A 23,795-nucleotide genomic window follows, 5' to 3' on the forward strand; every position below is an offset into this window, starting at 1 on the left:
CCCACGAAACTATTTGTGTGTGTGTGTGTGTGTGTGTGTGTGTGTGTGTGTGTGTGTGTTTACGAAATTATTTGGAACAGCCAAATAATTCGGGTACTTTTTTACATTTGTTTGTATGTAGTTGGTATCGTGTGTCATAAAACTGAAGCAAACTTATTACCTTTTGCGGAAGTATGCAAGTTTTTGGATATGTTTTATGTTAAAAATAAAAAAATACTACCCCAAAAGTAGGGCAGTATTCTTTGTTTAAGATGGTATAAATGTTTATTTAAAGTTAAACTTTACGGTAAACATCACTTGGCTAGGTCTTATATAAACTAAACTTCTACGGATACTGTTGTCTTGGGTACTTATGGTAACTGTTTCATAGAATTTGTTGTTGGTAATGTTAAGCCATTTTAGCTCAAAATCTATCTTCTTTTTAGCCCAAGTGTATTGGTAAGAGAGGTCGTAGAAACTGTTTCTAAAGGCACTTTCGCCCAATGTTTTATAGGTGTTGTCGTCCCAAACTAGACCTATGGTGTGGTTGTCCAGAGGATAGATATAGGCGGCTAGATTATGCGACCAGTTAGAAAACTTATAAGTAGTATTGGTCTGTGCATTTTGGTTTTTGTTCCAGCCCATAGAGATGTTGTAATCTACACTAAGCCAAGAGAAGAATGTGTTGTTAAACTTAGCTCCTAAAGATTGGCTGTTATTTTTGTTATAGATGAGGTTGCTGTTAAGCATAGAAATATTCTCAGAATCACTATTTCTAAAGCTGAAAGATAGGTTAGATTTGAACTTAGGAAAATACTTTCCTATCTCTGCACTTTGTGATTGAGAGGTCGCCGTATTATCAAACTCTTTGACTTCAGAAATAAATGAGGCTGCATTTCTAGTTACAGAAGTAATGAGATTTCTTTTAAGAGTGCCATAGCTGTATCTTAGGTTGAAAAATAAATTATTAAGTGGGTTTCTATACTCTAGTGTAGAACCGATGCTCTTGGAAAGATTTTCAGGCATTACATTAGATTGTGGCGCTCTGTTTACAAAGAAGTCAGGCGTGTTCATCATAATTCCTTCGTAAATAGACCCAAAACTTCCGAAGCTGTAATTAAGGCTTCCGTAGCCTCGAATCTTCCAAAACGAAGCAAAATCGTAGTTCATAAAGAAACTAGGCTCAAACACCGTCTTGTTAATCTCTCTATTTCTACCATTTCTTAAGAAATCTTTGTAGGAAATGCCATAGAAATTAACAGGTGCATTAAGGTAGATATTTAAGCGTTCGCCTTTATAGTTTGCCGAAAGTTTGGTGGAAGGTCTTAGCTCGTTCCACTGCATATTGTTTTGGTAATTGATGTTATAAGGGAACAGCGTACTACCATTGATGCCATAAAGCTCCGACTCCATTTGGTTGAAATTGATGTCTAAACCTACCTCTGGGGTTAAAGTCCATTTTCCTGCACTAAACCCTACGGAAGCACTGTGGTTGATTTCGGTACTTTTGATGTTTAGGTTCTGTTGTAGCCTTTGATAATTTTGGCTATTGAAAAGTTTTTGAGAGTAGCTGCTAGGGCTAGATTCTAATGTTTGTCTGTCATTTTTAACACTAATGAAAGACATCACATTCACCAACTTTTCTCCTACTGGAATAATAGAACTTAAAGAGTTTTGGAATGAGTTGGTAGGGGCATAAATATTCTGCATAGCAGATCTACTTCCTGTGATTTCTTTTTTATTTACATCAGCATTGTTATCGCTCCAGAAGCTGTTCCAAGTCGTTACATTCTTAAAAAACCCTTTTTTAGCATTTTTAGTGAAGATGAGTTCTCCTTTCGCTTGATTGGTGTAAAAGTGGTTAAGTCTTCTAGCACTAAAAGTTTCGGTGCCATAGGTTACCTCTTGTAAATCTTCTCTTTCTACGGCGTTATTCGTGTAGCTGGCGTTAGCCTTTAGCTCCCATTCTTTGTTTTTGAAAGGGTTGGTAAGTAGGTTAGCGGAGAAGAAATGCACATTGTTAAAGAGGTAGCGTCTTTCAGGAACATCAGGGATTGCAGCGGTCTCTACGCCAATCCAGCTTTCTTGGTCTACATTGCGTCTTACGCCTTCCCAACGATTACCGAAAGAGAGTATTCTTCCTTCTTTTTCTACACTTTCGCCTGTGTTGTTGGCTTTGTAATTAACTACCCATTGGTTCTTTTGTCCAAAAAACATAGGTGTAAGTTTGGTATTCCATAATAAAGGGGAAGTTCCAACGCCTACCTCACCTCTACCAGTCATGGTAACTTTATTTTTAAGTTTGATGTTGATGGCGGCTTTCTCTGAAGGTATTTTATCTTGTAGAATCTTTACAGGTTGATGGTTTTCCATTACTTCTACCTTTTGTACGGCGTCTTTTGGGAGAGCGTTGTTTATGGTTCCATAGCCACCTTCCATAAGGTCTTTACCATTTACATAAAACTTATTGATGGCTTCACCTTGGTAGAGTACAGTACCATCTTTGTTAACTTCTATACCTGGTATTTTCTTTAGAACATCGGCTAGAGTACGGTCGTTTTTACTTTCAAAGGCTTTTAAATCGTAAGAAATAGTGTCGCCTTTTTTGGTAATCATTCTCGTCTTTAGTTTTACTTCCTTTATTTCCGTAGCTTGTTGAGAAAGACTGAAATTAAGCGTTTGGCTTTTATTAGCAATTTCTTTAACTTGGGTTTGATGATTAAATGCCTTTACAGTAAGCTTTACCTTGTCTATGGAGGAGTTTATGGTTACTTTGTAACCCCCTTTGCTGTCTGATAGAGCATAGGTAAGAATGGCATTTTTTCCTATTTCTTCCACGGTAACACTGGCACTAGGGACAGGCTGTCCTTCTGTATTGGTGATTTTTCCAGAGATACTGGTTTGAGCCCAAAGTACGGCACTGAAAAACAGGAATAAAAATAGTGAATAAATTCTTGTCATTGGTGTATAGTTTTAATTAGTTGGATAATAAGTAGCGTTACATCTACGATTTGTTACAAAGATGAGAGAAAAAGTTTAAACCGCAAGGAAAACGCCTTATTTTTTGTAGGAATCATTAAAAAAATAATCGTATTTTTGGAGGGTCAAATTTAGTTTAATTCAGAAAGTCATCTATGAAAGCGGCCATTTACTCCCAAAAGAAAGATTTAGATACATTTCTTTATTTGAGTAAGTTTATTTCGGAGTTAGAGAAACGAGGGGTAGAGTCTGTGTTGCACGAAGGTTTATCAATAGATTTGGCTTTTTCTAAAAACTTTAGAACTTTTAATGATAAGGAAAGTCTGAAGAATGCGGGAGTAGACTTATTTTTCAGTTTTGGTGGTGATGGTACCATTCTTAATGCCCTTATCTTTATACAAGACCTAGAAATTCCAGTGATTGGAGTGAATACAGGTCGTTTGGGCTTTCTAGCTTGTTTCTCAAAAGAAGAAATTTTCCTCAATATAGATAAAATCCTAAAAGGAGAAATGCTAATCAGTAGAAGGTCTGTGATAGAAGTTTCTACTAAAGATACCGTGATAGATTTCCCTTATGCTCTAAACGATTTGAGTATCACAAGAAAAGAAACTACCTCTATGATTACAATAGATACTCATATCAATGATGAGTTTCTTACTGTATTTTGGGGAGATGGTTTAGTGGTTTCTACGCCTACAGGTTCTACCGCTTATAATTTGAGTTGTGGTGGACCTATTATTTCACCAAGAGCGGATAATTTTGTACTTACACCTATTGCTCCGCATAACCTCAATGTGCGACCTATTATTCTTAAAGATGATGTGGAAATAAAACTCACGGTAGAAAGTAGAGTGCCAGAGTTTTTGTTTTCCTTAGATTCTAGGCTTTATAATGTAGGCATAGATGATGAAATTATAGTGAAGAAAGCCAATTTTGAAGTGTCACTAATGATGACTAAAAGCATCAATTTCTACGAAACGCTTCGCCAAAAGCTATTGTGGGGGAAAGATAAACGAAATTAAAAAGTAATTAAAAATAAATCAGTAATTAAAAGTAAAAACATTACACTATGAGTAAACTTTTTCCGGCAGGAGTTGCCACAGGTTCAATGGTTAGCGAGATTTTTCAGTACGCTAAAGAAAATAAATTTGCTTTACCAGCGGTTAATGTTATCGGTTCTAGTAACATCAACGCCACTATGGAGACAGCGGCTAAACTTAATGCACCTGTAATCATTCAGTTTTCTAACGGTGGTGCGGTATATAACGCAGGTAAAGGTCTTAGTAATGACGGACAAAAAGCGGCTATTTTAGGAGCGGTAGCAGGTGCTAAACATATCCACACTTTGGCAGAAGCTTACGGAGCTACAGTTATCCTTCATACAGACCACTGTGCTAAGAAATTATTACCTTGGATAGATGGGTTGCTAGATGCAGGAGAGGCGTTTTATAAAGCTAATGGTAAGTCGCTTTACTCTTCTCATATGTTAGACCTTTCTGAAGAAACCTTGGAGGAAAACTTAGAAATATCAGCTAAGTATTTCGAAAGAATGGCTAAAATGGATATGACGCTAGAGGTAGAAATAGGCGTTACAGGAGGAGAAGAAGATGGTGTAGATAATACCGATGTAGATAACTCTAAGCTATACACTCAGCCAGAAGATGTGGCTTACACTTACGAAATCTTAAAGCAAATTTCTGATAAATTCACTATTGCAGCAGCATTTGGTAATGTACACGGTGTATATAAGCCAGGTAATGTGAAATTAACACCAGAGATTTTATTGAACTCACAGAAATATGTACAAGAGAAATTCGGTACAGTAGAAAAGCCTATTAACTTCGTATTCCACGGAGGGTCTGGGTCTTCGTTAGAAGAAATAAGAGAAGCGATAGACTATGGTGTTATCAAAATGAATATTGATACTGACCTTCAGTTCGCTTACACCGAAGGTATTAGAGATTATATGTTAAACAAAGTAGAGTATCTAAGAACTCAAATAGGAAACCCTGAGGGAGACGATGTTCCTAATAAGAAATTCTACGACCCTAGAGTTTGGCTAAGAAAAGGAGAAGAAACTTTCAGAAGCCGTCTAGAGCAGGCATTTGAAGATTTGAACAATGTTAATACATTGAAATAAAAAAATCTTGTATTTTTGCAACATCAATTTTACCGTGTGGGAATGTAAATGATATGATTAAACACTCCTACACGGTGTTATGAAATCAAACTTAATTTAAACAAAACGCTTATGGCATTTGATTGGTTCAGAAGAAAGGCTAAAAATATTACGACTTCTACAGAGGAGAAAAAAGACATTCCTAAAGGGCTTTGGCACAAAACACCTACAGGGAAAATTATAGAATATGATGAGCTTAAGGCCAATCAGTTTGTATCTCCAGAGGATGGTTTCCATGTAAGGATAGGAAGTAAAGAGTATTACAATATTCTTTTTGATGAAGGTAAATTTAAAGAGTTAGATGCTAAGGTAGAAAGTATAGATATCCTTAAGTTTAAAGATACCAAACCCTATACTGACCGTCTTAAGGAAGCTAAAGCTAAGACTAAACTTAACGACTCTATCCGAAACGCAGTAGGTAAAGTAAACGGTACGGAGATGGTGGTTTCTTGTATGGATTTCGCTTTTATTGGAGGGTCTTTAGGTTCTGTAATGGGAGAAAAAATTACTAGAGCGATAGATTACGCTATTAAAAACAAACTTCCGTATGTGCTTATTTGCCAGTCGGGAGGTGCAAGAATGCAAGAAGCAGCTCACTCTCTAATGCAAATGGCGAAGGTACAAGCTAAGCTGGTGCATCTTTCGGAAGCAGGATTGCCTTACATTGCTTATCTTACCGACCCTACTTTTGGTGGGATTACAGCTTCATTTGCGATGACGGCAGATGTGATTATGGCTGAACCTGGAGCTTTAATTGGTTTTGCTGGACCTAGAGTTATTAGAGAAACCATAGGGAGAGATTTGCCAGAGGGCTTCCAAACTTCGGAATTTCTGAAAGAAAAAGGGTTTGTAGATTTCATAGTAAACAGGAAAGAAGCGAAAGTACTAGTTTCTAAAACCGTGAATCTCTTAATGAATAAATAGAATTAGAGTTTATATTTTCGATAAACCTCGTTAACTTTTAGAAATTAACGAGGTTTATTTTTTAATATTTAAATATATTATGAAAACTCCTTTGTTGTTTTTAAGTGCTTTTAGGCAACTATCTTTCCTAAAAATATTACAGGTTTTAGGGTTGTTTATAAGGCAACCGTTGTTTTTTGTTTTGGCTGTTTATGCGAGTCTAAAGGCATATCGTATCGCTCAGAAAAAATATCCTCTTACAGCAGGTACTAATGGTAAAGGGAATGCCTTTCGTCACGCCTTTTGGAATTGTTTAGTTCTGATGTATTGTTGTAAAGTGTCTTCTCCACAGAAGGCTTTGGCGTTTTGCGAAGCCTTTACAGATATGCACGAGGAACTTTTTCCTAATGAACCGCTAGAGAAAGCAATGGATTTGCACAATAATAAAGTGGGAAGAGATTATTTTATGAGTTTGTTGGAAGGGGTTCATCGTCAGTTTTTTGAAACGTCTTTCTTTGTGGAAGAACTGAAAGTTAAAGCTAATAACGCAAGGTTAATAACTAGATTAGAAGAGGATTTTGGTGATGGGTTAGTCCATGTTCCTGATAATAATCAGTATTCATAAAAATAATAAGTGCTAACTTTGTGGCTAAGTCATATATATTATGTAATTATGAGTTTTTTAAAGTATATTGTTTCTGTTTTCCTTCTTTTCTTTTTAGGCTGTACGGAAAATAAAGATAAAGTTGGAGAGGAAGGAAAACAAATATTGGTTACTGATTTTACGGGTAATAAGCTAGAACTTAGCGAGCCAGCGGAAAGGGTGGTAGTGTTATTTGACCCTTCGTTAGATGCTGTTTACATGTTAGGAGCGAGCGAAAAGTTAGTGGGAGTGCCTGTAGAAGTGTATTCTGATAAGGAATTGTACCAATATTATGCAGCCATAGATGAACGAATTTTAGAAAAGAAAATGGCAACGCCAGGAACTAAAAAATCTTCAAATATAGAAAGTATAGTTGCTTTAAACCCTGATTTGGTAGTTTTAGCAGGAAGTTCAGAGAGTTTTGTGAAAAATCTTAGTAAACTTAATATACCAGTTTATAATGTAAAGTCGGAGACTTATGATGATATTTTAAAGGAGCTACAAGATTTAGGAAAACTTTTGGGAAAGGAAGAAAGAAGTAAGAGCTTGGTGGATTTTACAAAGGCAAAATTTGAGTCTATTAAAAATAGGAGAAGTAAAAATAGTAAAGCTCTCAAGACAGCTTATTTTGCTTGGGCTAATGGGCGTATATTTTCTACTACAGGCACCAATAGTATGATGCATACTTGCCTTGAGTTAGCGGGAGTTAAAAATGTATGCACAACACCTATAGACCAACCGAATATTAACCCTGAAACTTTTGTAAGTTGGAATCCAGATATGGTAATTATGTGGAATGATAGTCCTAATCTTTTTTACGATAAGAAACAATTGGAAGGGGTAACCGCAATAAAAGAAAGGCAGATATATACACTAATGCCAATGTTTTATTATAATCCGCATACTCTTAAGGTACTACTTACCACTTTGAAGATAAATTTTTGGGCTTATGGGGAATTAACTCAAGAAGGCTTGGATAAGGAGGTGGAAGATATACTACAAACACTCTATGGGAAAGATAAAGGGGATAAATTGTATAAAAAATTAAATAATCATTGATTTGAGTAATAAAGTTGTTCGTATTTTATTTTATGTATTACCTTTTCCTATCATCATTATATCCTTGTTTGTGGGAGCCAGTCAGCAAGCGGGCTTTGTTGACTATGTGATTCTTTTATACAAAAAATACATTGCACTAAACTTAACAAATGTAGAAGAGCAGGAACTCAACATAGCCAATAATATTATTTTTAATATACGACTTCCGAGGGTGTTGCTTACATTTATGATAGGTAGCGCATTGTCTAGTTCGGGTGTTGTATTACAGGCAGTTTTAAGAAATCCACTCGTAGACTCGTATATTTTGGGAATTTCATCAGCGGCAGCTTTTGGTGCTGCATTGGCTATGTTTTTAGGTTGGTATATTAATCTTTTAGCTTTTATAATGGGTGCTGTAGCTGTGATAACCACATTTCTAATTGCTAAAGGTAGAGAGGGTGCAAGCATAGTTTCAGTGGTTCTTTCAGGAATGATTATCTCAGGAATGTTTACAGCTCTGCTTAGTGTGGTACAATACTTAGCGAACCCTTATCAGTTATCAGCAATAGTTCAATGGACAATGGGGAATCTTCATGCAGCAACATGGGCAGAGGTACAACAGTCTTATATTCCAATTATTATAGGTATTGTAGGTATCTATCTATTTAGGTGGAGACTTAATTTGTTGGCATTAGGTGATGTAGCAGCTAAATCTGTTGGAGTTAATCCTCTTTTTGATAAAGTATTTTTAATAACTATGGTTACTTTAATGACAGCAACATCTGTGGCAGTAGCTGGGATTATTAGTATGTATGGACTATTTCTTCCACATATCGTAAGAATGATTTTAGGGGCAGATAATAAAGAGGTTGTTAAAGGGAGTATTTTTTTTGGAGGGGCTTTTTTGTTGATTATTGATAATATCTCTAGATCTTTATTTGAATTTGAGGTGCCTATTGGGATATTTACAATGATAATAGGAGGACTTTTCTTTATTTATTTAATGAAAAAAAATAAGCTGAATTGGAGTTGATTACAGATGCTATTTATGTGAAAAATTTAGAGTTTTCTTATAGAGATAGAGAGGTTATAAGCAAAGCTAATGTGTCTTTTAAGAAAAATCAGCTATCTATTTTACTAGGAGCTAATGGTAGTGGTAAATCTACATTGTTTAATATCTTGTCAGGACTCATTTCTAAATATAATGGAGAAATAGAGTTTTTTGGTAAAGATTTTAGTTGTATTTCTAGAAAGGAAAAAGCTGAAATGATAGGTGTGCTACCTCAAAAATTTGAATCAACATTTCCGCTAACAGTTAATGATATATTGCTTACGGGGAGGGCGGCTTTCTCAAGATTTAACTATACACAAAATGATAAGAAACGAGTTTTAGAAGTTGCAGAGCAACTAAAAATCTCAGAATTACTTCATAAATCATTTAATACTCTTTCGGGAGGGCAGCAACAGATGGTTCTTATTGGGAGAATTTTGGTTCAGAATCCTAAAATTATTCTTTTAGATGAACCAACTAACCATTTGGATATTTACTATCAACAACATTTATTAACCTTTTTAAAAAATCTAACACAGAAAGAGTATACTGTGATTGCGATAATGCATGATCCAGCATTGGCTTTTCAGTATGCGGATGAGGTGTTTTATATGCATTGTGGAAAGGTTATTAAAAATACAGATACAAAGCCAGACTTGGAAATGTTAAAACTCATATTTGGAGTGGACTTTCTCTATATAAAAGAAGAAAATAATGGTTATTTAGTAGTAAACAAGAAACTATAATTGTAATGTAAATCAATATAATAAAACCATATATTAATGAATAGGATTTTTAATTTTATTGCAGCGATTTCGTTTTGTGGAGCTTATGCTCAAACCACAACAGTTTTAGAAGGGGTAATTACTAACCCAGAAGGAGTGCCTATTAGTGGCGCTAAAGTATCCGTTAAGAATCAAACATCTTTAACGGATGAAATGGGGAGATACAGAATTACCTTATCAGGGGATAAAACCTATCACTTAACAGTAACAGCATCTCGTTATCAGACGGAAACTTTAGTGTTGGAGCAAACAGCTACAGGAGTGCTTACCAAAGATTTTCAGCTGGTATGGAATGATACAGTTTCTATTCCTGAAATAGTTATGAATAGAGAGCGAAAACTTCAAGTAAATAAGCTAGATATTAAAAACCTAGAAGCACCCATGTCGGTTAGTGTTTTGAATAATGAACTAATGAGACAAATGGATGTGCAAACAATGGAAGATGCAGCACGAAATTTTGTAGGAATCAATCCTGTTAATCAATTTGGAGCCTTTCAGTTTTTCAATATCAGAGGGTTTGATAATTTTGTATTGCTATATGATGGCGTTAGAGACGAAAGACATAATATAACACAGAGTGCTCCCATTACTAATATTGCTAGTGTAGAGCGAATAGAAGTACTTAAAGGACCATCTGGAGAGTTATTTGGGCATTCTGCACTAGGGGGAATTATTAATGTTATTCGTAAAAAGCCTACCGAAAGTTTTAGAGGAAATGCATCGGCTTCCATAGGAAGTTACAACACTTATAATTTTCTATTTGGAGTGGGTGGGTCTTTGTCTAAAAAAATGAGATACCGTTTTGATTTGAGTAGCAATAAAACAGATGGCTGGAGAAATGTAAAGGGAGATGCAAATAATGCTTCATTAACTTTACAGTACCTACTTAATAGTAGAACACAGATAGAGCTATTTGCACAATATAATAAAGATAATTATGCAGCAGATGCTGGTGTTCCTGCAGATAATCAAGGTCATATATTAAAAGGGTTATCTTCATCTATGAACTTTAATAATCCGAATGATTTTGTAACTAATGAAAAAAAGGAAATTCAATTATCATTCAAACATTCATTCTCTAAGGATACCAAGTTTGTTAATACACTATCTTACTATGACGATAATATTAACTATCTAGCAGATGAGGTTATATTCATCAATCCTCAAAAAATGACTTATTCACGTTATAATGGTCCGTTTCATTTTAATCATTTTACGAAGCCGTGGAGCAATCAAATGACACTTAATTTTAAGTTTAACACTTACGGTATCAAACATAAAGCTCTTGTGGGGAGTGTAGCTTCTTTTCTTAATAGAAAAACATTGTACGGAGATATCTCTAGTTTAGAAAAACCAATAGACGTGCCTATTTCAAGCCAAATAAGCAACTATAGTGAGAGACAAGTAAACATCGCAAGGATATTTCAAATGAATGAATTTCTCTTAGGAACCTATTTTCATGATTGGGTAGAATTTTCGGATAGAATAAAAATGCTCCTAGGAGTAAGGTATGATTATTTTGATGGAGTCTATTCTAGAAGAAGAGGAATAAACGAGCCTCAGAATAAATATAGAGACCAATTTAATAATGTATCTTATAGAGTGGGGCTTTCAGTTCAGCCAGTAAAAGACTTATTGAGTATTTATGCGTCAGCATCTAACTTTTTTAAACCTACTCGTTCTCATGATCATAGAACGGGGAATAGATTTATTCCAGAGAGAGGTTTTCAGGCAGAAACAGGTTTAAAGTTAGAGAAAAAGAACTTGTTTAATGTATCTATGTCGGGCTTCTTTATCAGAAAAAATAATGTTATAGTGGGACATTATGTGCTCTCACAAATGGGTGGGGCAGAGTCTAAAGGTCTAGAAGTAGATGCTGAGGTAACACCAACTAAAGGGCTTTATATTAAAGCAGGATATGCTTATACAGATACAAAGTTTATATCCAAAGGGAATGAAAATAATGATATTGTAGGTAACTCGTTACCGTGGGTACCTAAAAATACATTTAATTCTTGGGTAAATTATGAGTTTCAAGAGCATATAAAAGGGTTAGGCTTAGGTTTAGGAGTTTATTATAATGATAAAATATATCAAAATCAATATAACGACCAAACTTTGCCTAGCTATGTACTAGTGAATGGGGCGGTATATTACAGGGCAAAGAATAATGTGAAAGTGTCACTTAATGTAGAAAACTTATTTAATAATCTATATATGAGAAGTGCTCTGTCTAGAAATGATTTGTACAGTAACGACCCTGCGGTAGAAATGTATCAATCTGTAATGCAGGTTTATCCGGGGAGAGATAGAAACTTTAAGTTTACTATAGCTTATGATTTTTAATTAGATTAAATAGCTGATTAAAAAATAAGAGTTTTATCATATTTAGGAAATAAAGCCTTCAAAAACTTGGTTTCCTGAAAAAAAAAGAATATTATTGTAGGACTTATATGTAAATATAAGATTTATAATGGGTTATATTAATAAAAAATAATACAATAAATATTGGTTAACTATGCGATTAACACCAAGAGAAGTTGAAAAATTGTTGCTTCACCAAGCAGGTGAGTTGGCGGCAAAGCGTTTAAAACGTGGAGTGAAACTGAACTATCCAGAAAGTATTGCTTATATTTCAAGCGAATTGATGGAAGCGGCTAGAGACGGTAAAATGACCGTAGCAGAGATGATGGACTGGGGGACTAAACTTTTAACGAGAGATCAAGTGATGGAGGGTGTTCCAGAGATGATTCATGATGTTCAAATTGAATGTTTGTTCCCAGATGGAAATAAATTAGTAACCGTTCATGACCCTATAAGATAATGGCAAAAAAAGTAAGTCAAAGTTCAGGCATGATACCTGGGCAAATTATCCTAAGAAAAGAAGATATTGTTTGTAACAAAGGTAAAAATACAGTATCTATTGAAGTTAAAAATGAAGGAGATCGCCCTATACAAGTGGGTTCTCACTACCATTTTTTTGAAGTGAATAAGAAACTCTCTTTTGATAGAGAAAAAGCTTATGGGATGAGACTTAACATACCGGCAAGTACGGCTGTTAGGTTTGAGCCAGGAGAAAAGAAACAAGTGATTTTAGTAGAACTAGGAGGTAATAAAGTGGTTTACGGGCATAATGGTTTGGTTAATGGGAAGTTGGAAGGCTCAAAAGACAAGGCTTTAGATAAGGCAAAGAAAGAAGGTTTTATAAAATAGCCTAACCTCAAATCATTTAAATGTAGAAAAATATGTCAACAGAAGATAAGAAAATCAATCTAGAACCAGACCACAACTTAGAATCAGGAGATAACTGGTCAAGAAGAGAGTGGATTAAAGTGGTGGGTGTGGCTACAGCAGGGCTTTCACTTATGGGTATAAGTCCTTTGTTAGCTCAAAATAGTACAGATGTTAAGTTTGAAAACGGAGCCCTTTATGTAAAAAGAGAAACTTATGCATCTCTTTTTGGAGCTACTGTGGGAGATAAAATTCGTCTAGCAGATACGGAACTATTTATAGAAATAGAAAAAGACTTTCAAACTTATGGTGAAGAAAATAAATTTGGAGGAGGTAAAACTATTCGTGACGGGATGGGGCAATCATCAACGGTAACGGATAAAGATTGCTTAGATATGTGTATTCTAGGGGCTGTTATTATTGACCACTGGGGAATTGTGAAGGCAGACATCGGAATAAAAGATGGGAAAATAGTGGGGGTAGGTAAGGCAGGTAACCCAGATACTCAAGATGGTGTGTCTCCTAATATGATTATTGGTCCAGCAACAGAGGTACATGGTGGTTGGGGATATATTGTAACCGCAGGAGGAATAGATACCCATATCCATTACATTTGTCCAGAAATTGCTGATACAGCCTTATATAGTGGAGTTACAACTCTAATAGGAGGAGGTACGGGACCTAACGATGGTACCAATGCAACTACAGTTACAGGAGGTAAACATTTTATTAAGAGGATGTTGCAGTCTTCAGAAGGGATACCTGTTAATACTGGCTTTTTTGGTAAGGGGAATGTAACTAATATTAAAGCACAAGCTGAAATGATTAAAGCAGGAGCTTGTGGTACCAAAATTCATGAGGACTGGGGTTCAACACCTGCAGCTATAGATGCAGCATTATCCGTTGCGGATAAATATGATGTGCAGGTGGCTATCCACTCAGATACTTTAAATGAAGCAGGTTACTTAGAAGATACTGTAAAAGCTATTGATGGTCGAGTAATCCATACTTTCCATACTGAGGGTGCTGGAGGAGGACACGCTCCTGATATTATGAAAATAGCAATGTATCCTAACATTTTACCATCTTCTACTAACCCTACAAAACCATATACTATCAACACGGCGGCAGAGCATTTAGATATGCTTATTGTTTGTCACCACCTAGACCCTAATAGTAAAACAGATTTGGCCTTTGCAGATTCAAGAATTCGTCCTTCTACTATTGCAGCGGAAGATATTTTACAAGACTTGGGTGTAATTAGTATGATGAGTTCAGACTCTCAAGCAATGGGTAGAGTTGGAGAGGTCGTTTGTAGAACTTGGCAGACTGCACATAAGATGAAGATTCAAAGAGGTGCTCTTCCAGAAGATAAAAAAGGAAACGATAATTACAGAGTGAAGAGATATGTGTCTAAGTATACTATAAATCCAGCTTTAACTCATGGTATATCAGAGTATGTAGGCTCAGTAGAACCTGGAAAAATAGCAGACTTAGTTCTTTGGAAGCCAGAAATGTTTGGTGTAAAACCAGAAATTATCTATAAAGCAGGTATGATAGTAGCCTCTAAAATGGGGGATCCTAACGCATCTATACCTACACCACAGCCGATTATTTACAGAAAAATGTTTGGTGCATTTGGAGATGCTTTAACAGAGACTTCTTTTAACTTTGTGTCTAAGTATTCTGTGGATAGTGGGGTAATAGATTCTTATGGGCTTAAGAAAAAATGCTTACCAGTTAAAGGATGTAGAGATGTTAAAAAGAAAGATATGATTCATAACAACGCTACACCTAATATAGAAATTAATCCAGAAACATACGAAGTGAAAGTAGATGGTAAAGTGCAAACTTGTGAGCCTCTAAAAGAGCTTCCTATGGCACAAAGGTATTTATTGTTCTAAAAATCAAAATTAAGTAAATGAAAATAATGGTAATAGAGATATTACCATTATTTTTAAAAATACTTTGTAATAGAATGGTTATTATAGAAGAGGTAAAGAAAGGAGTAAACACTGAGGGTTTGGTGAAAGATATACTGCAGATAGAGTGGTACGAAACATCTAAAACCATTATGAGGAGAAAAACCGTAGGTGGAAAGGAAATAGCTATTCGGAAGAATAGTAGAGTTCCACTTCAAGATGGAGATATTCTTTGGAGTGATGAACAGTCTTATATAGAGGTGGTTATTAAACCATGTGAGTGTATTGTAGTGAAGCCTAGAAATATAAAAGAGATGGGGATTGTTTGTTTCGAAATAGGCAATATGCATCTTCCAATCTATATAGACGATGATAATCAGGTAAATGTAGCCTATGAAGCACCTTTATTTAATTTTTTGGAAAGGAGTCAGTATTCTATTGATATAGAAACTAAGAAACTTTTACAAACCAATATGCTTACCATTCATCAAATAAAGAGATAAAAAATGCAACAATTACTCACACTTTTACAGATTAATGACTCTATGTTTCCCATAGGAAGTTTTACTCATTCTTATGGATTAGAAACTTATGTAGATAAAGGCTTGGTTAATAATAATGAAACTGCTAAAAAATATGCTACTAATATGCTAAAATATAGCGTATTTTATAATGATGCGGCTTTTTTAAACAAGGCTTGGAAGATATGTAGTAAAAGAAAAGTGTGGAAAAAAATAGAAGAGTTAGATGATTTATTAACCGCTCTTAAAGCACCTTATGAGATAAGGAATGCCAGTCATAAGTTAGCCATAAGGTTTTTAAAACTAGCTTTAGAGCTTAAGTCCTATCCTTTTGCTCAAAAATACTTAGATGCAATACAAAGTAATAAGATTAATGGACATTACGCTATTGCATTTGGTATTTATGCTCAACTTTCAGGGATAGAAAGGGAAGATGCACTTAGAGCATTTTATTACAATACATTAAATGGTATAGTAACTAATTGTGCTAAGATTGTTCCTATTAGTCAAACAGTAGGGCAGAAGATATTATTTGACTTAAAAGAGGAAATAGAAAGTTTGGTGCAGAAGCAAGATGATTTAGATGAAGATATGATGGGGCTATGTTGCATAGGTCAAGAAATAAGATGTATGCAACACGAGAAACTGTATACAAGAATTTATATTTCCTAAATAAAAAAATATTAAAATATGAGTAGACCATACGTTAAAATAGGAGTTGCAGGACCAGTAGGTTCTGGTAAAACCGCTCTAATAGAAGCACTCACTAGAAAGATGAGTGAGGATTACAGTATCTGCGTTGTAACTAATGACGTTTATACAAGAGAAGATGCTGAGTTTATGATTAAAAACTCTAAACTTCCAGCCGAGCGTATTCGTGGGGTAGAAACGGGAGGGTGTCCTCATACAGCCATTAGAGAAGATGCTTCAATGAATTTAGAAGCAGTAGAAGATTTAGTTAAAAATCACCCTGATACACAGATTGTTTTTATAGAAAGTGGTGGAGATAATTTAGCTTCTACTTTCAGTCCAGATTTAGCAGATGTTACTATATTCGTAATAGATGTGGCTGAAGGTGAGAAAATTCCAAGAAAAGGAGGTCCAGGAATAACTCGTTCAGACTTATTACTTATCAATAAGGTAGACTTAGCTCCGTATGTTGGTGCTAGTATAGAAGTTATGGAGAGAGATACAAAAAAAATGAGAGGGGAGAAGCCTTATCTTAAAAGTAATTTGAAAACGAAGGAAGGGGTAGATGATGTAATTGAATGGATTAAAAAATATGCATTACTAGAAGCGTAGTGTTAAAATATATCTATAAATAAATACTATACAGGGATGAATATTAATAAGGATAATTCTATCAAAAGTAAGATAAAGATAAGTTGTAATAAGCAGGGAGCCAAAACTTTTTTGGTGGATAGCTACTTTGACATCCCGTATAAGCTAGTTCATTATGGTAACTCTCAGAGGACTAATCACCTAGAAGTAATACAGATGTGCTCTTCTCCAGGAGTGATGGATGGGGATAGTTTGGATATGGAGGTAATTTGTGGGGAGAATACAGAGTTTAAGCTCTTTACGCAATCGTTCAATAAAATACATCCAATGCCTAAGGGTAAAGGAGCTGAACAATTTTTTAAGTTCAAACTAAAATCTGGAGCTGTATTTCAGTTTTTGCCACATCCTACCATACCTTATGAAAAATCAATTTTTTATGCCAATAATGAAATCACTTTAGAAGAAGACTCTCATCTAATTTGGGGTGATATTATTAGTGGAGGCAGAATCTATTCAGGAGAAAAGTTTCTATTTAAGAAGTATCATACAAGAACCAAAATTTATAGGGATTCTAAATTAATACTTTTTGATAATCAATTAATAGAGCCAGAGGAACAGCCTATAGAAGATATGCTTTTTTTTGAAGGATATACTCATCAAGCTACCTTAGTTATCGTAAGTTCTTTTGCAGATGAGTTTAAAAAAGAATTAGACGAAATTTTGCTTGAACAATTTACGGACGTTACCTACGGCTTCACTTCTTGTGCTAAAAATGCACTAATGATACGAGCTTTAGGAGATAGTGGTGAAGCATTATACGAATGGATGAATAGTCTAGCAACTATGGCATGGGAGTTTGTTAAGTATAAAAATAAACAAAATGTGAATGTAGAGGGTGATTCTAAAGTAAAGCAGGTTCTGATAGAGGCAAAGGAAACGAAGGTTAAGGAGTCTAAGGCAAAACCTAAAACGAAGACTAGTACTAAAAAAACATCAAAAACTGTCTCAAAGGAGAAAAATAAAACCATAAGTTCTACTTCAAAAAAGAATAAGAAAGATGCATGAAGTCCCGATTGTTAAAGATATAGTTAGAAACTTAGAAGAACATTACGGAGATAGGTTTAAAGAGATTTCTAAGGTAAAGGTAGAGGCAGGATTACTTTCTAATGTTCAGCCAATACTCATTCAAAATGCCTTTGAAGCTATGATTATAGAAGATCCACGATTAGAAAATATAGATTTGGAAGTGTTTTTACTTCCTATAATAGCCTATTGTAATAACTGTGATAAAGATTTTGAAGTAAAGAGGCATAAGTTTGTATGTGATTGTGGGACACCTTCTCGCACGATAAAACAAGGTGAAGAATTAAGAATTAGTGAAGTTGAATTTTTTTAAACAATAGTTATGAGTAATATAAAACCTAAAAGTAATAGAATGGCTGTCGGTTCTGTACAGTGTGATAATACAACCTTAAATCTACTTAAAGCTAACGATTTTGTGGCTAAATCTATCAAAGAAAGACTAACAGACATGCTTGTGGTAAATATTTGTTCCTCTCCAGGGAGTGGTAAAACTACATTATTACAAGAAACAGGAAGACGCCTCGGAAAAGAGCTTAATCTAGCAGTTCTAGTAGGCGACCCAGAGACAGAAAGAGATGCTGTGCGACTAAAAGAAGTAGGTATAAATGCACTACAAATTGTTACAGGAGGTATGTGTCATATAGAAGCACAGATGATTTACCAAGCTCTAGATCACATAGATTTATCGGGCGTAGATATTTTGTTTATAGAAAATGTGGGTAACCTACTATGTCCCTCCGCTTTTGATTTAGGAGAAGATTATCGTGTAACACTTCTTGCATCTACAGAAGGAGATGATAAGCCTAAAAAATATCCACGAATGTTTCTTACAAGTGAATTGATGTTAGTTTCAAAATCAGACTTGTTGCCATATGTGCCGTTTTCTGTAGAAGCAGTTACAAAAGATGCAAGAGAGGTTAATAGTGATATAGAAGTAATTCCTATTAGTACTCTTAATGGTGATGGAATAGACGAGTGGTGCCAATGGCTCAAGAAAAAAATGAAGGAAAAGAAAGAAAGACAACAATAAAATAATTAAATATGAAAAAGAAGCTTTTATTCCTCCTCGTTTGTCCAGTAAGCTTTTTATTTGGACAAGCAGATTCTACTAATATTCTCAAAAACTTTACCAAGAATACCGAAGTTAATATTCTTTTTAGAAGTGCATTAGAGTTTACAGATGTTCATCAAAATCAAGATGCTCTTAGGTTGAATGAGGCAAGAATGGAAGTACAGGGGAATGTGGTAGAAAATTTAAAGTATAGAGTAAGATATAGACTAAACAGAACTCAAGCTCAACTGAGTTTAGATAATGCACCTAGCTCTTTAGATATTGCCTATATAGATTATAAATTTGGTAAGACAAATAAATGGAATATAGTTTTGGGTAAGCAAGCTAATGATTTTGGTAGCTGGGAGTTTGAAAATAATCCAACCTTTGAATATGTCTACTCTGACTATATCAATAAGCAACAGAATATATTTACAATGGGTGCTAAGTTAGCCTACCAGATAGATGAAAACAATAGTATAAGGGTTCAAGCTTTTAATACCAGTAATCACAACTTCTCAACATTACATAAGCAGAGAGCTTACATTACTAATGGGTTGGAAGCAGCTAAAATTCCGCTGGGATTTAACTTAACTTGGAGAGGTGATTTTTTTAATAAAACATTTAAAACGTTCTATTCGGTAGCAACTTCTCAAATTGCTAAAGGAGAGCAAAATTTCCAAGTGGCATTAGGGAATAAATTGGTTACGGATAACTTAGAAGTCTACTTAGATTTACATCATACCAATATGGCTGTAGATTATACTAATATTGCTTCTTCTGTTATTAACCAATATAGAGCCGCTATAGTATCAGATTATGAACCTTATTTCTCTAAAAACATTCAGTTCCAAACGGCTGTACTGAGATTAGATTATAAGATAACTCCAAAATTTATTGTTACAGGCAAAAGCATTTACGAAAGAGCAAATGATAGGTCTGAAAATGGTTTAGGCAATGGCTTAAGGCAGAATCAAACTAATATGATAGGTTTAGAGTATAAGCCTATTGCAAGCCAAGATTTTAAATTTTTTGGATATTTTTCTAATGCTAATGTGACACATAATAAAATGGTTAGAACTTATGTGCCTAATACCAACCAAAATATGTTTTCGGTTGGTGTTCTGTACTTCTTAAAGGCACTGTAATTTATCATATATTTATAATACAAAAAAGAGTTGCTTTTATATAAAGGGTAACTCTTTTTTATATCTCACAAAGACATTTCATATATTTGTAGGAAAAATAGTCGATGGTTATTTTACATCTTGAAACATCATCTAAAAATTGTTCTGTTGCTATCTCTAAAGGAGAAGAGTTACTTTGCTTATGCGAAGAAGTATCCGAAAATTATAAACAAAGTGAAAGTTTGCATACTTTCGTGGAATGGGCTTTGGAGGGAGCAGAACTTACATTAAAAGACATACAAGCTGTTTCATTAGGTATGGGACCTGGGTCTTACACGGGGCTAAGGATAGGGGCAGCTTCGGCTAAGGGTTTTTGCTACGGGCTTAAAATTCCGTTAGTTGCTGTAAACTCTTTAGAAACAATGGTAGAACCTTTTATAGGTCAAGGATTTGATTTTATAATCCCCATGGTAGATGCTAGAAGAATGGAAGTTTATACTTCGGTATTTGATGGCAATACAGGAGCAGTAGTTTCAGAAACGGAAGCTAAAATCTTAGATGAGTTTTCATTTGAAGATTATAAAGACCACAAAATTCTTTTCGTAGGAGATGGGGCAGCCAAGGCACAAGAGGTTTTAAACTTACCCAATGCTTCTTATAAGTCAGAGGTTTACCCTTCAGCAGAATACCTTATCAAGAAAGCCTTAGAAAAGGCTATGAACAAAGAATGGGAAGATGTTGCTTACTTTGAACCTTTTTATTTAAAAGATTTTCAGGGTGTAAAACGGAAAGCAAAGTAGGTATCTTATTTAGGACTAACTTTGATAGCTTCTTTTTGTAATTTTTGTTTTCTAAGTTCGTTAAGATTAATTTGTGGTGGAACGGTAGAAGGGGCTAGATTGAGGTTAGGGGCTTCCTCTTCATGGTCTTTAGCCGTTTCGTCAGTTACTGTCACACTCACGCTAGGTTGTGCTGTCTTGCTTTGTTCGGTGATAGGTGTTTTTAAATCACTACTAAGATAAGCTAACATTTGTTTCGCTTTTTCGCCTTCGGGGAGTTTTTCGTAGTTTAGGGAAATCTGTTGCAACTGTAAAATCATTATTTCTTTACCCACTGTTTTCCCTGTATTAAACGCATTAAGCAAAGATAACTTTGGTACTAGAGCATCTTTAGGATAAGCTTCTATTGTTTTTTCTATAAGAGCTTTGCTATCCTCATATTTTTCTTCTGTGTAGAGTTGGTAGGCTTGTTTATAGATGTTCTCTACTTCCGACGAAGCTACACCCAAGCCCCCACGCTTAGGGTTTTTTACAAATTCTGCATAATGAGTGTAAGGGAACTCACTAATAATAATGTTTTTAGCTTTCTCTGCCTCTTGCGGATTTTTCTCGTAGTTAATAGAAAATATTTGATACAACGCCTGAAGTTTTATATCTTCTTTTGGCTGAGCGCTTACTAGATCAAATAGTGTTTTAGTGGCAAGTTTGGTATTAGAAAAAATATTTTCATACATCATACCTAACCCTAGAGACGCGGTATCTCTATCTTGTTTGAGTTGAGCGATGTCTTGAGCGTTAGTAGGAATTTTCTCTATATAAAACTCAGGTTCAAATCTTCTTGGATTTTTAACCTCGGTTTTACCGAGAGCTTCGTTTTTGAGGTCTTCTATGGAAGTGGTTTTTGATGAATAACGCCAATTATCAGCAAGAGCTCTTTCTCCCCAAATTTGTTTAAAGTTGGCTTGCCCTTTAGATACGGTTGTAAGATTATCAAAGTAAAAACCTTTAGTAGAAGTACCAAAATCAGCAAATCCTCTCGTGTTATTACCAATGGTATTATCTAAAGCAAAATCAGCCACTTTAAACTCTTTTTCTTTAGAGGCTTTTAATTTTTCTGCTTCCTCTTTAGCTTCTTTAGCCTTTAGTTTTTCTATTTGTTGATTAAAGTAAGCAAGTCTCTGTTGCTCATTCATTTTGGTAAGAGCCAAGATGCTATCATTCTTTTTGATGAGGTAATAGTTTTTAGAGATTTTTTTAATATCTGTAGAAAGCGTTTTTAATTCTTCTTTTTGAGGGGCATAAGTCATTTGGGTAACGGCACTGTCATAATAAACGCCAGCACTTAGATAATCTTCTTTTTCTAAATATTTCTTTCCGATTTCATAGTAGGTAAGCCCTCGTATTTGTCCATCGGAAACTTTTTCTTTCAACGACTTTTGGAAGAACTTATTAGCTTCTTCCTCTTTTCCTGCCTTCATTGCCATAAGTCCTAAAGCGTAATAGAACTCGTTTTTTCTAGAAGCGTAAGTTCCTTTTTTGGATATTTTTTCTAGATAAGTTTTCAGACTTTCGTAGTCTTCTTTTTTAGAATTGTTGAAAGTCTTGGCTATTTCTATTTGAGATTTTACTTCAAATTCAAAATTATTAGCCTTTTGATAAGCAGTTACAAAGCTTTCTCTAGCTTCTTCGTTGCGTCCTAATTTAGATAAAATTTGTCCTCTTAAAAAGGCGATACGACTTCTTAAGTTTTTGTTTTTATTTAGAGCATAGGCTTGGGTTAACTCTTCTACGGCTGCCTCTTTTTGCCCTGATTGAAGTAAAGTTTCTGCATAGAAAAGACTTAATAATTTCTTATCGTTTTTGCTTAGTTTTTCCTCTTTCAGAGCCATAAAAATCTCATTAGCTTTGTAATGGTCTTTCATTAAAGAGAAAATTTTGGCTTCGTATATTTTAGCGAGAGGCAATCTTTTGTCCTCTTTCATGTGAGAAAAAATATAATTAAGAGCATCTAAGGCTTCTAGGTATTTTTCTTGATACATTCTTGCTTTTGCAAGCATAATTTGAGCTTCAAATATTCTTTTGTTTTTTTCTTTTCCATCGAAAAGCATAGAGTGTTGTTCTATGGTTTTTAATGCTTTAGCTTCTGATATTTCAAGAACGGACATTCCTTTCTTACTGTTAGGAGAGCTATAAGATATAGAGGAAGCTCCTGCCGCAAATGGAGCATTTTGTGCGTCCGATGTACTTTTTTCACTTTCTACTTCGTGGTCGTTATCAAAAGTGAGCAGTTTAATATAAGGTTGGTAGAAATTATCTTGATGACTATTTTTACGTGTGTTAAGTTCACTTTCTAAAGCGTCTTTACTATTGAATAGGGTGTTGTAATAGGCATAAAAGTTTTGATAATTCCTATTAACAAAAGTATTCTTTCTAGGAGAACATGCAACGGTAAGTGCCAATATAATTAAAAAATAGCTGTACTTTTTCATTTGATGTTTTAACTGCATAAAGCCTCTTTTATTGTTAGGCTTTGAGAAAATTTGTGTAAAAATACTACTTTTTAACAGAAAGAGAGTGTTTTAAAGCACTTAATTGTTGATAAACCAAGTGAGTAGGTAGCCCCATAATAGTATAAAAACTACCTTCTAGCTTTTCTATTTTAGCCATACCTAGCCACTCTTGTATACCGTAAGCTCCAGCTTTGTCGTAGGGCTTATAGTTTTTTATATAGTAGGAAATTTCCTCATCGGTTAGGTAAGAAAAGTACACTGTAGCTTTATCGGTTAGAGTTAAAGACCCCGTAGTAGTTTTGATGCAAACAGAAGTGTAAACATCATGACTGTTCCCTGAAAGGCTTTTGAGCATTTCTTTTGCTTCGGCTTCATTTTTTGGTTTGCCTAAAACTTTATTATCAAAAGTAACGATGGTATCCGCAGTTAATAAAACCTCTCCTTCGGAAAGAGAGCGGAATGCATTGGCTTTTAGTTCCGAAAGGTAACCAGCTACCTTGTCTATTTCTAAATCTTTTGGATAGATTTCATCACAATTTATAGAAACAATCTCAAAATCAAAACCTAGTTGGCTTAAAAGCTCTTTCCTTCTTGGAGATTGTGATGCTAAATATAATTTCATAGATGTGGTTTGTAGTACGCAATAATAAGTAAATTTCTAAGAAATAAAATTAGACATGATAAAAATTATTTGTTTTTATTTATTCTAAATAATTATATTTGCCGAAATTTT

General features: G+C 34.7%; 22 protein-coding genes. 19 read left to right on the plus strand and 3 right to left on the minus strand.

Annotation, left to right across the window (positions count from 1 at the left end):
• Positions 1–264: 264 nt before the first annotated feature.
• The gene (locus GXW81_RS00005) at positions 265–2,940 is read right to left on the minus strand and encodes a carboxypeptidase regulatory-like domain-containing protein (RefSeq protein WP_161530699.1); all 2,676 of its coding nucleotides are present in this window, start codon (positions 2,938–2,940) and stop codon (positions 265–267) included.
• Between the two features lie 173 nt (positions 2,941–3,113).
• Here GXW81_RS00005 and GXW81_RS00010 point away from each other — a divergent pair, with 173 nt between their 5' ends.
• From GXW81_RS00010 to tsaB, 19 genes are all read left to right on the plus strand, one after another.
• Positions 3,114–3,980 (plus strand): NAD kinase, encoded by an 867-nt coding sequence (locus GXW81_RS00010; protein ID WP_004917271.1) that lies wholly within the window; start codon positions 3,114–3,116, stop codon positions 3,978–3,980.
• A 47-nt stretch (positions 3,981–4,027) separates the two neighbouring features.
• Positions 4,028–5,098 (plus strand): class II fructose-bisphosphate aldolase, encoded by a 1,071-nt coding sequence (gene fbaA, locus GXW81_RS00015; protein ID WP_064971212.1) that lies wholly within the window; start codon positions 4,028–4,030, stop codon positions 5,096–5,098.
• A gap of 111 nt (positions 5,099–5,209) precedes the next feature.
• On the plus strand, positions 5,210–6,061 hold the full coding sequence (gene accD, locus GXW81_RS00020; protein WP_161530700.1) for an acetyl-CoA carboxylase, carboxyltransferase subunit beta: 852 nt from the start codon (positions 5,210–5,212) through the stop codon (positions 6,059–6,061).
• A 79-nt stretch (positions 6,062–6,140) separates the two neighbouring features.
• The gene (locus tag GXW81_RS00025; RefSeq protein ID WP_161530701.1) at positions 6,141–6,665 is read left to right on the plus strand and encodes a DUF6973 domain-containing protein; all 525 of its coding nucleotides are present in this window, start codon (positions 6,141–6,143) and stop codon (positions 6,663–6,665) included.
• Between the two features lie 48 nt (positions 6,666–6,713).
• Positions 6,714–7,742, plus strand: a complete 1,029-nt coding sequence (locus GXW81_RS00030; protein WP_161530702.1) for an ABC transporter substrate-binding protein — start codon at positions 6,714–6,716, stop codon at positions 7,740–7,742.
• A 1-nt stretch (position 7,743) separates the two neighbouring features.
• A complete protein-coding gene (locus GXW81_RS00035) occupies positions 7,744–8,754 on the plus strand; it encodes an iron ABC transporter permease (RefSeq protein WP_161530703.1) in 1,011 nt (336 codons plus the stop codon).
• Positions 8,745–9,518 (plus strand): ABC transporter ATP-binding protein, encoded by a 774-nt coding sequence (locus GXW81_RS00040; protein WP_161530704.1) that lies wholly within the window; start codon positions 8,745–8,747, stop codon positions 9,516–9,518. The genes GXW81_RS00035 and GXW81_RS00040 overlap by 10 nt, the downstream gene beginning before the upstream one ends.
• Positions 9,519–9,554: 36 nt before the next feature.
• Positions 9,555–11,903, plus strand: coding sequence for a TonB-dependent receptor (locus GXW81_RS00045; RefSeq protein WP_161530705.1), 2,349 nt, complete (start codon positions 9,555–9,557; stop codon positions 11,901–11,903).
• Positions 11,904–12,075: 172 nt separating this feature from the next.
• Entirely contained in the window at positions 12,076–12,381 is a 306-nt protein-coding gene (gene ureA / locus GXW81_RS00050; RefSeq protein ID WP_004917284.1) for an urease subunit gamma, read from the plus strand.
• On the plus strand, positions 12,381–12,770 hold the full coding sequence (gene ureB, locus GXW81_RS00055; protein WP_004917286.1) for an urease subunit beta: 390 nt from the start codon (positions 12,381–12,383) through the stop codon (positions 12,768–12,770). The genes ureA and ureB overlap by 1 nt, the downstream gene beginning before the upstream one ends.
• 32 nt (positions 12,771–12,802) lie before the next feature.
• Positions 12,803–14,692 (plus strand): urease subunit alpha, encoded by a 1,890-nt coding sequence (gene ureC / locus GXW81_RS00060; protein ID WP_161530706.1) that lies wholly within the window; start codon positions 12,803–12,805, stop codon positions 14,690–14,692.
• A gap of 17 nt (positions 14,693–14,709) precedes the next feature.
• Complete coding sequence (locus GXW81_RS00065; RefSeq protein ID WP_161530707.1) at positions 14,710–15,213, plus strand: urease accessory protein UreE; 504 nt, start codon at positions 14,710–14,712, stop codon at positions 15,211–15,213.
• 3 nt (positions 15,214–15,216) lie between these two features.
• Positions 15,217–15,903 carry an urease accessory protein UreF gene (locus GXW81_RS00070; protein WP_004917292.1) on the plus strand — a complete coding sequence of 229 codons (687 nt, stop codon included), beginning with the start codon at positions 15,217–15,219 and terminating at the stop codon, positions 15,901–15,903.
• Positions 15,904–15,921: 18 nt separating this feature from the next.
• On the plus strand, positions 15,922–16,533 hold the full coding sequence (ureG, locus tag GXW81_RS00075; protein WP_004917295.1) for an urease accessory protein UreG: 612 nt from the start codon (positions 15,922–15,924) through the stop codon (positions 16,531–16,533).
• 36 nt (positions 16,534–16,569) lie between these two features.
• Positions 16,570–17,577, plus strand: coding sequence for an urease accessory protein UreD (locus GXW81_RS00080; protein WP_161530708.1), 1,008 nt, complete (start codon positions 16,570–16,572; stop codon positions 17,575–17,577).
• Positions 17,570–17,908 (plus strand): hydrogenase maturation nickel metallochaperone HypA, encoded by a 339-nt coding sequence (locus tag GXW81_RS00085; protein ID WP_161530709.1) that lies wholly within the window; start codon positions 17,570–17,572, stop codon positions 17,906–17,908. Before GXW81_RS00080 ends, GXW81_RS00085 begins: the two co-directional genes overlap by 8 nt.
• A gap of 9 nt (positions 17,909–17,917) precedes the next feature.
• Entirely contained in the window at positions 17,918–18,625 is a 708-nt protein-coding gene (gene hypB / locus GXW81_RS00090) for a hydrogenase nickel incorporation protein HypB (protein WP_004917299.1), read from the plus strand.
• An 11-nt stretch (positions 18,626–18,636) separates the two neighbouring features.
• The gene (locus tag GXW81_RS00095) at positions 18,637–19,794 is read left to right on the plus strand and encodes a porin (RefSeq protein WP_161530710.1); all 1,158 of its coding nucleotides are present in this window, start codon (positions 18,637–18,639) and stop codon (positions 19,792–19,794) included.
• 104 nt (positions 19,795–19,898) lie between these two features.
• The gene (gene tsaB / locus GXW81_RS00100) at positions 19,899–20,573 is read left to right on the plus strand and encodes a tRNA (adenosine(37)-N6)-threonylcarbamoyltransferase complex dimerization subunit type 1 TsaB (RefSeq protein ID WP_161530711.1); all 675 of its coding nucleotides are present in this window, start codon (positions 19,899–19,901) and stop codon (positions 20,571–20,573) included.
• A 5-nt stretch (positions 20,574–20,578) separates the two neighbouring features.
• Here the strand turns inward: tsaB and GXW81_RS00105 are convergent, their stop codons facing one another.
• Positions 20,579–23,059, minus strand: coding sequence for a tetratricopeptide repeat protein (locus GXW81_RS00105; RefSeq protein WP_260393508.1), 2,481 nt, complete (start codon positions 23,057–23,059; stop codon positions 20,579–20,581).
• 46 nt (positions 23,060–23,105) lie between these two features.
• Positions 23,106–23,684: a nucleoside triphosphate pyrophosphatase gene (locus GXW81_RS00110; RefSeq protein WP_161530712.1), complete on the minus strand. Its 579-nt coding sequence runs from the start codon at positions 23,682–23,684 to the stop codon at positions 23,106–23,108.
• Between the last annotated feature and the right edge of the window lie 111 nt (positions 23,685–23,795).

It is taken from the genome of Riemerella anatipestifer (assembly GCF_009932355.1).
Classification (GTDB): domain Bacteria; phylum Bacteroidota; class Bacteroidia; order Flavobacteriales; family Weeksellaceae; genus Riemerella; species Riemerella anatipestifer_E.

What these genes read in the sequence shown, in the direction of transcription:
- tsaB (WP_161530711.1), top strand. Translation starts at nt 19,899, where the DNA reads ATGGTTATTTTACATCTTGAAACATCATCTAAAAATTGTTCTGTTGCT.
- GXW81_RS00030 (WP_161530702.1), top strand. Translation starts at nt 6,714, where the DNA reads ATGAGTTTTTTAAAGTATATTGTTTCTGTTTTCCTTCTTTTCTTTTTA.
- ureA (WP_004917284.1), top strand. Translation starts at nt 12,076, where the DNA reads ATGCGATTAACACCAAGAGAAGTTGAAAAATTGTTGCTTCACCAAGCA.
- ureB (WP_004917286.1), top strand. Translation starts at nt 12,381, where the DNA reads ATGGCAAAAAAAGTAAGTCAAAGTTCAGGCATGATACCTGGGCAAATT.
- GXW81_RS00110 (WP_161530712.1), bottom strand. Translation starts at nt 23,684, where the DNA reads ATGAAATTATATTTAGCATCACAATCTCCAAGAAGGAAAGAGCTTTTA.
- GXW81_RS00095 (WP_161530710.1), top strand. Translation starts at nt 18,637, where the DNA reads ATGAAAAAGAAGCTTTTATTCCTCCTCGTTTGTCCAGTAAGCTTTTTA.
- GXW81_RS00005 (WP_161530699.1), bottom strand. Translation starts at nt 2,940, where the DNA reads ATGACAAGAATTTATTCACTATTTTTATTCCTGTTTTTCAGTGCCGTA.
- hypB (WP_004917299.1), top strand. Translation starts at nt 17,918, where the DNA reads ATGAGTAATATAAAACCTAAAAGTAATAGAATGGCTGTCGGTTCTGTA.
- GXW81_RS00025 (WP_161530701.1), top strand. Translation starts at nt 6,141, where the DNA reads ATGAAAACTCCTTTGTTGTTTTTAAGTGCTTTTAGGCAACTATCTTTC.
- GXW81_RS00085 (WP_161530709.1), top strand. Translation starts at nt 17,570, where the DNA reads ATGCATGAAGTCCCGATTGTTAAAGATATAGTTAGAAACTTAGAAGAA.
- GXW81_RS00105 (WP_260393508.1), bottom strand. Translation starts at nt 23,059, where the DNA reads ATGCAGTTAAAACATCAAATGAAAAAGTACAGCTATTTTTTAATTATA.
- accD (WP_161530700.1), top strand. Translation starts at nt 5,210, where the DNA reads ATGGCATTTGATTGGTTCAGAAGAAAGGCTAAAAATATTACGACTTCT.
- GXW81_RS00070 (WP_004917292.1), top strand. Translation starts at nt 15,217, where the DNA reads ATGCAACAATTACTCACACTTTTACAGATTAATGACTCTATGTTTCCC.
- ureG (WP_004917295.1), top strand. Translation starts at nt 15,922, where the DNA reads ATGAGTAGACCATACGTTAAAATAGGAGTTGCAGGACCAGTAGGTTCT.
- ureC (WP_161530706.1), top strand. Translation starts at nt 12,803, where the DNA reads ATGTCAACAGAAGATAAGAAAATCAATCTAGAACCAGACCACAACTTA.
- GXW81_RS00045 (WP_161530705.1), top strand. Translation starts at nt 9,555, where the DNA reads ATGAATAGGATTTTTAATTTTATTGCAGCGATTTCGTTTTGTGGAGCT.
- GXW81_RS00065 (WP_161530707.1), top strand. Translation starts at nt 14,710, where the DNA reads ATGAAAATAATGGTAATAGAGATATTACCATTATTTTTAAAAATACTT.
- fbaA (WP_064971212.1), top strand. Translation starts at nt 4,028, where the DNA reads ATGAGTAAACTTTTTCCGGCAGGAGTTGCCACAGGTTCAATGGTTAGC.
- GXW81_RS00010 (WP_004917271.1), top strand. Translation starts at nt 3,114, where the DNA reads ATGAAAGCGGCCATTTACTCCCAAAAGAAAGATTTAGATACATTTCTT.
- GXW81_RS00080 (WP_161530708.1), top strand. Translation starts at nt 16,570, where the DNA reads ATGAATATTAATAAGGATAATTCTATCAAAAGTAAGATAAAGATAAGT.